Origin of the sequence: Actibacterium sp., from assembly GCF_041584535.1 — a bacterium.
Classification (GTDB): Bacteria; Pseudomonadota; Alphaproteobacteria; order Rhodobacterales; family Rhodobacteraceae; genus Actibacterium_D.
Map to the genome: position 1 here is coordinate 1 of NZ_JBFHDW010000150.1, position 6578 is coordinate 6578.

The following is a 6578-nucleotide window of genomic DNA, read 5'->3' on the forward strand; positions in this document are numbered from 1 at the left end:
CGCATAGGCGGACAAGGTCTGCGCCAACAACAAAGCAATCCCAAGAACAAAGGCCAGCACCACGCGATGCGGGCCAGCCTGTTGTCGGGTTTCATAAGTGAGAGCCTGAGAAATCAACGCGTGGTCCTCCTGTCTGATCCAAGCGGCGCCTGCGGGCCAACGGTCGCGGCAGGCTGGTTGTGACGCATTTGAAGATGGGCGCACCGAAAGCGCAATTCAAAGCCTCGTCGCGCGGTGTCACATGACTGTGAAACGGTCCGGCGGTTTCGCGCCACTGTCTCAGACGCCCAAAGCGCGGGCAAGCCAAACCAGCAGCACCCCGGCCGCCAGCGCCATCAGACCCAGAAACCGGCGGGTTTCCACTGGCATTTCCGCCAGCGTCTTAAGCGCGTCCTCGATACGCGAAGGGGCCAGTGCGAACACCAGCCCCTCGACAACCAGAACCAGCCCGAGGGCCAGAAACACCAGCCCCAGCATCAGGGGCGATCGGCCTGTTTCAGATACTGGAAGAACTCTCCGTCCGGCGACATAACGATGGTCGAGTTATTCCCCTGCAGCGCCCGGGTATAGGCGGTCAGCGACCGGTAGAATTCAAAGAATTCCTTATCGGCGCCATAAGCGGCGGCGAAAATCCCGTTCCGTTCCGCATCGGCCTCGCCTCGGGTGATCTCGGATTGCCGGCTGGCATCCGACACCAGTTCGACCACGGTCCGGTCGGCCTGAGCGCGCACCCGCTGCGCGGCTTCTTCACCGCGGGCGACTTCATCCGCAGCTTCGCGTTCACGCTCGGCCCGCATCCGGGCAAAGGTGGCTGACAAGTTCTGCTCGGGCAGGTCGGTGCGTTTCAGGCGCACGTCGATGATTTCCAGACCAAGGTTGCTGGCCTCGGAAATCGCCGCGTCGCGGATGCGCCGCATCAGCACGGCACGATCCGAACTGAGGATGTCGTTCGAACTGACCGAACCCAGAACCTCGCGGGTCGCGGCACGCAGAACCCGGTCCAGACGATCCTCGGCTGAACGGATACCGCCGGTGCCGACAGCCTGACGGAACTGTTGCAGATTGGCGATGCGATAGCGGGCAAAGGCGTCGACCACCAGACGGCGGTCATCCAGAGGCGTGACTTCCAGCGCCGCTGTATCCAAGCTGAGAATCCGGTCGTCGTAATAGACAACCTCTTGAATAAGCGGGATCTTAAAGGCCAGACCCGGCTTGTCCTTGACCGCGACAACCCGACCGAATTGCAGAACCAGCGCCCGTTGGGTTTCGGTCACGATAAAGACCGACGACAGCACACCGGCAACAACCAGCACCAGAATCGGCAGAAGCAAAGTGGTTTTCTTCATGGCTTAGTTCCCCCCCGTCGCGGGCTGACGTTTGAGATCATTCAGCGGCAGATACGGCACGACGCCCTGACCACCCTGCACCGAACTGTCGATGATGACCTTGTCGATATCGCCCAGAACCTGCTCCATCGTTTCCAGATACAGGCGCTTGCGGGTGACCTCGGGGGCCTTGCGGTATTCGTTCAGAACGGCGGTAAAGCGGCTGGCCTCACCCTCGGCTTCGTTGACCACGCGGGCACGATAGCCTTCGGCCTCTTCCAGCTTTTGCGCGGCTTCACCACGCGCACCGGCCACGACACGGTTGGCATAGGCATCGGCCTGTTTTTCCAACCGGTCACGTTCTTGTTCGGCAGCCTGCACTTCGCGGAAGCTGTCGATCACTTCGCGCGGCGGGTCGGCTTTGTCAAAGTTGACGCGGACGACATTCATGCCGCTGTCATAGCTGTCCAGCGTCGATTGGATCAGTTCCTGCAACCGCACCGCGATGATGCCACGGTCCCGGTTCAGGATCGGCGCCAGTTCGGATTGCGCGATGATTTCACGCATTGCCGATTCCGCCACGGCCTCGATGGTTTGTTGCGGGTCACGCAAGTTGAACAGGAATTTCTGCAAGTCGTTGATGTTCCAGACCACCTGAAAATCGATGTCGACGATATTCTCGTCACCGGTCAGCATCAGACCGGCATCGCCCGCACCGCGGCCAACACCGACCTCGACCGTGCGCTCGCGCGTCACCGGCTCGATCTGCTTGGTCACCAGGGGCCACGGGGCAAAGTTCAGACCCGGCGTGCCGGTCTTGTAATATTCGCCCAGAAACAGCTCGACCGATTGTTCTTCGGGTTTCACCGAATAGAACGAGGCAAAGCCCCACAACGCGATCACCGCAAGCACACCCATCGCAATGGTGCCCCGCGTCAGAGCCGGACCACCCGAGCCACCGCCCGGACGCCCGCCACGGCCGCCACGTCCACCCATGAGCACCTTCAGCTGCTCTTGGCCTTTTTTCATAAGTTCGTCGATCTCGGGTATTTGCGGACCTTCGCCTCCCGGACCACGGCCACCATTGCCGCCATTCGGGCCTTGTCCGCCCTTGTTCGAACCGCCTCCCCCCCAGGGGCCGCCGTTATTTCCAGCCATACGGTCTTTTCCCTCTTATCGCGTCTTTTGTCATTTCTATCAAAGTGGTCGCGCTGGCCCGAAAATCAAGCCACGCGCGTCGGCGTCTTCATCGTAACCAGTTCTTCGGCCATGGTCGGATGCACCGCCACGGTCCGGTCAAAGTCTTCCTTGGTCGCGCCCATCTTGATCGCAATCGCCGCCAGCTGGATCATCTCACCCGCGTTGGGCGCCACGATGTGACAGCCCAGAACCTTGCGGGTTTCGCGGCTGACGATCAATTTCATCATCACCCGGTCATCGCTTCCGGCGAACAGCGATTGCATCGGCCGGAACGCGGCGGAATAGACCTCGATCGGCTCGCGGTCGCGCGCCTGTTCCTCGGTCAGGCCGACAGTTCCCAGTTCGGGCTGAGTGAACACGGCGCTGGCGACCAATTCGTGATCGGCGACGGTCGGGCGGCCATGGAACACGGTCTCGACAAAGGCCGCGCCTTCGCGGATCGCCACCGGAGTCAGGTTGATCCGGTCGGTCACATCGCCCACCGCATAGATCGACGGCACCGAGGTCTGCGAATAGGCATCGACCTCGACCGCGCCATTGCGGGTCAGGCGCACACCGGCCTGTTCCAGACCCAGCCCGGCGGTGTTCGGAACCCGGCCCGTGGCATACATCACCAGATCAAAGCGATCATCATGCCCGGTGGTGCATTTCACCGCGATCCGGCCATCGACACGCTCCATCGAGATCACATCGGTGCCGACATGCAAATCCACGCCGCGCCCCCGCATCAGATCGGCGACATGACCCCGCGCCTCGTCATCAAAGCCGCGCAGGATCTGCGCACCACGGTAAAATTGCGTCACCTCGACGCCCAGCCCATGCATGATGCAGGCGAATTCGCAGGCGATAAAGCCGCCGCCCACCACCAGCATCTTTTTCGGCAAGGCATCCAGATGGAACATCTCGTTGCTGGTCACCGCCAGATCGGACCCCGGGAACTCGGGCACGAAAGGCTGCCCGCCGGTGGCGACCAGAATATGCTTGGCCGTGATTTCCTCGCCCGAGGCCAGCGCCACGGTATGCGCATCCTTGACCACCGCGCGGGTGTCGAAAACCTGAACCCCGGCATTGACCAGATTGCGGGTATAGATGCCCTCCAGCCGGGTCAGTTCCGCGTGCAGGTTATCCTTGAACCCGGCCCAGCCGAACGCACCGATCGCGGCGTCCCAGCCATAGGCGCGGGCCTCGTCAACCATGCCCGGATAGGCCGAGGCAAACACCATCAGCTTTTTCGGCACGCAGCCGCGGATCACGCAAGTGCCGCCCATGCGGTATTCTTCGGCCAGCGCCACACGCGCCCCCGCTTCCGAGGCCGCCAGCCGCGCCGCGCGCACCCCGCCCGAGCCGCCGCCGATTACGAACAGGTCATAGTCGAAACTCATGCCTCAGAATGCCCCTTCACAGGTCCGAAAACAGATTGTCGTTCTCAAGAAAGTCGATCCTGTCCTCTTGAACCGTGCCGGCATTGATGTCGCGCACCTCGACCTTCCCGTCGCCGTGGCCAATGACCACCACATCGCAGATATCTATGAAAAGGCCGTTTTCAACCACACCGGGGATCTGATTCAGCACCAGCGCCAGTTGCCGGGCATTGCCGATGCGCTTCAAATGCAGGTCGACGATGAAATTACCCTCGTCGGTCACGAACGGCGCTTCGCCATTCATCCGCAAGGTGGTGTCGCGGCCCAGAACGTCGAGATTGATCAGGGTTTCCTCGATCAGCGCCTTGGTGGTCTGCCAGCCGAACGGGATCACCTCGACCGGCAAGGGGAACGCGCCCAGCTGCGCCACTTCCTTGGCGACATCGGCAATCACGATCATCTGATCGCTGGCCGTGGCCACGATCTTTTCTTGCAAGAGCGCGCCGCCGCCGCCCTTGATCAGGTTCAGATCGGCGTCGAATTCATCGGCGCCGTCGATGGTGACGTCCAGCCACTTGGCCTCGTCCAGCGTGACAATCTCGATGCCCACCTGCCGCGCCAGTTCAGCGGTGCGGGTCGAGGTCGGCACGCCGCGGATCTTCAACCCGTCCTCGCGCACCATCTCGCCCAGACAGCGCACCAGCCACGCCGCGGTCGAGCCCGTTCCCAGCCCGACGCGCATTCCGTCCTCGACGAAATCAGCGGCGCGTTTGGCGGCAACGAATTTTGCCTTATCAATGGGGGAAAGCTCTCCGGCCATGGTCTGTCTCCTGTATCGCCCGTGCCACCTTATAAGAGATGTGCCCCATGGCTGCGAGGGCAAATGCGCCCCGCCCGCAGCTCAGATCGCCGCAGCTCTTTTCCTGGTAAAAATACTCGCGCCGCAGGCCCGTTTTTCGCAGAAAAACGGCTAAACCAGTGCGGCAATCACGGCGCCAAGCTCTGCGCGGTCCAACAGCACCAGCATGACCGGGCTTTCAAAGGTCAGCGACACCTGCCCATCGGTGCAGCGGTTCGAAGTGCCGATCCGGTCGCCGGGCCGAAACTCCAGCCCGTCGATCGGCCAGTCCAGCCCGGTGCTGGTGCCACGCACCGGCGCCATCGGGAACAGCGACACCCGCGCGCCGGGCGGCAGGGTCAAGTCCAGCCGGGGCGGCGCCAGAAACACCACATCGCTGTGCGAGACCAGAATACAGCGCCGATCCGGGTGACCGACCAGCACGTTCAGCCCGGCCAGCATGTGATCGGCCCGCGGCCCCAGCATCCCCAGCGCCAGCACCAGCGGCGCCCCGACCGAGCGCAGCGCCTTATCGAAATCGGTGCTGTCCTGTTCCGAGATGTGAATCAGCCGGTCCGCCGGAATCCGGTCGCGCGCCTGATCCGAGATGGAATCAAGGTCGCCGATCACCGCATCGGGCACTAACCCGGCGCGCAGCGCCCGGTCCGCGCCCCCGTCCGCCGCAACCAAAACCGGTGCCAATTCAAGAGCCTGCGCCAAATCCGACGCGGCGCACTCTCCGGCGCCCAACAACGTAACATAGCTTTCAAATTGCAAAATCGGGTTCATAATGGCGCAATTATCGCGGAATCGGGCCAATGACCACATTCCTGACATGAATAATCCCCCCTAATTTCCCAGTTCTGTTCAATTTGAAGAGACTGGCTGTGGTAAACAGGTTGATGCAGATAGTGAAAGAAGGTGAGTAAGTTATGGTAGGTGCGAGTAAAATTCTGACGGTGTCCTATGGCACCTTCTCGTGCACGCTCGAAGGGTTCGACGATTCCTTCGGCACTATGAAAGCCATCGCCGAGTATTTCCGCGACCTTGCCGCCGACGACCGCTATTTCGGCGCCGAGCCTCCGACCCCTGATGCCGAGATGCTGCAACGCATCGCCCAACGCGAGATCCGCAACCGGGTCGAGGCCTATGTCGGCAATGACGGTGTGCACCTGCGCGCCGAACCGGGAAATGGCCTGCCTGCCGTTGCTGCCGCGCCTGCCCCGCAGCCGAAGCCCGCCCCCGCGCCCCAGCCCGCACCGGTTGCCGCACAGCCCGCCCCGATTGCCGAACCGGCGCCCGCACCGGTCGCCGCGCCCGCCCCCGTCTCTGCGCGGGTCGTCGATGAAGACGAGGTCGATCTTGGATCGGTCGCCGCCAAACTGGCCCGCATCCGCGCCGTGGTCGACAACGCCCGCACCCCCGAGCCGGAAACCACTTCCGAACCCGAGTTCGCCGAGGATCAGGAACCGGCGCCAGAATCGCTGCAGAGCTTCGATCAGGACGAGCCCGAGGAAATCGAGGCAGACGTCGCCGAGGCCGATGCCGACGACATCGCCGCCGAGCTTGAGGACGAAGACGAGGTCGCGTTCGAAATCGAGCTGGAAGGCGAGGTCGAGCTTGAGGACGTTGCCGAGTTGGAAGAAGACGCCGACCAAGACGACGAGGACGAAGATCAGGACCAGATTGAAACCGATCTGGCTCAGGATGAAGACGATCAGGACGACGAAGAACCGACATCCGAACGCGACGACTATGAGGACGAAGACGAGGACGACGATTACGACATCCTCAGCGCCGTTTCCGGTCGCCTGTCCCTGCCCGACCCGCTTGAAGCCCGCGCCGCAGCTGCCG

At 62.4% G+C, this 6578-nt stretch carries 6 protein-coding genes and 1 pseudogene; 1 reads left to right on the forward strand and 6 read right to left on the reverse strand.

Annotated elements, in window-relative coordinates; translation table 11 throughout:
* Nucleotides 1-279: 279 nt before the first annotated feature.
* The 6 genes from ABYW26_RS08700 to ABYW26_RS08725 form a co-directional block, all read right to left on the reverse strand.
* Nucleotides 280-477, reverse strand: a complete 198-nt coding sequence (locus ABYW26_RS08700) for a DUF2065 domain-containing protein (protein WP_372604390.1) — start codon at nucleotides 475-477, stop codon at nucleotides 280-282.
* Nucleotides 477-1346 carry a protease modulator HflC gene (gene hflC / locus ABYW26_RS08705; RefSeq protein WP_372604391.1) on the reverse strand — a complete coding sequence of 290 codons (870 nt, stop codon included), beginning with the start codon at nucleotides 1344-1346 and terminating at the stop codon, nucleotides 477-479. Before hflC ends, ABYW26_RS08700 begins: the two co-directional genes overlap by 1 nt.
* Nucleotides 1347-1349: 3 nt before the next feature.
* Nucleotides 1350-2483, reverse strand: coding sequence for an FtsH protease activity modulator HflK (gene hflK / locus ABYW26_RS08710; protein WP_372604392.1), 1134 nt, complete (start codon nucleotides 2481-2483; stop codon nucleotides 1350-1352).
* 65 nt (nucleotides 2484-2548) lie between these two features.
* Complete coding sequence (gene gor / locus ABYW26_RS08715; RefSeq protein WP_372604393.1) at nucleotides 2549-3907, reverse strand: glutathione-disulfide reductase; 1359 nt, start codon at nucleotides 3905-3907, stop codon at nucleotides 2549-2551.
* Between the two features lie 16 nt (nucleotides 3908-3923).
* Nucleotides 3924-4706, reverse strand: a complete 783-nt coding sequence (gene rpiA, locus ABYW26_RS08720) for a ribose-5-phosphate isomerase RpiA (protein WP_372604394.1) — start codon at nucleotides 4704-4706, stop codon at nucleotides 3924-3926.
* 150 nt (nucleotides 4707-4856) lie between these two features.
* Nucleotides 4857-5561, reverse strand: coding sequence for a thiamine diphosphokinase (locus ABYW26_RS08725; protein ID WP_372604395.1), 705 nt, complete (start codon nucleotides 5559-5561; stop codon nucleotides 4857-4859).
* A 95-nt stretch (nucleotides 5562-5656) separates the two neighbouring features.
* On the opposite strand from ABYW26_RS08725, the pseudogene ABYW26_RS08730 reads away from it, so the two are divergent.
* Nucleotides 5657-6578 (forward strand): annotated as a pseudogene (locus tag ABYW26_RS08730) (hypothetical protein); the annotation flags it as partial.

What these genes read in the sequence shown, in the direction of transcription:
- ABYW26_RS08700 (WP_372604390.1), bottom strand. Translation starts at nt 477, where the DNA reads ATGCTGGGGCTGGTGTTTCTGGCCCTCGGGCTGGTTCTGGTTGTCGAG.
- gor (WP_372604393.1), bottom strand. Translation starts at nt 3,907, where the DNA reads ATGAGTTTCGACTATGACCTGTTCGTAATCGGCGGCGGCTCGGGCGGG.
- hflK (WP_372604392.1), bottom strand. Translation starts at nt 2,483, where the DNA reads ATGGCTGGAAATAACGGCGGCCCCTGGGGGGGAGGCGGTTCGAACAAG.
- ABYW26_RS08725 (WP_372604395.1), bottom strand. Translation starts at nt 5,561, where the DNA reads ATGTCAGGAATGTGGTCATTGGCCCGATTCCGCGATAATTGCGCCATT.
- rpiA (WP_372604394.1), bottom strand. Translation starts at nt 4,706, where the DNA reads ATGGCCGGAGAGCTTTCCCCCATTGATAAGGCAAAATTCGTTGCCGCC.
- hflC (WP_372604391.1), bottom strand. Translation starts at nt 1,346, where the DNA reads ATGAAGAAAACCACTTTGCTTCTGCCGATTCTGGTGCTGGTTGTTGCC.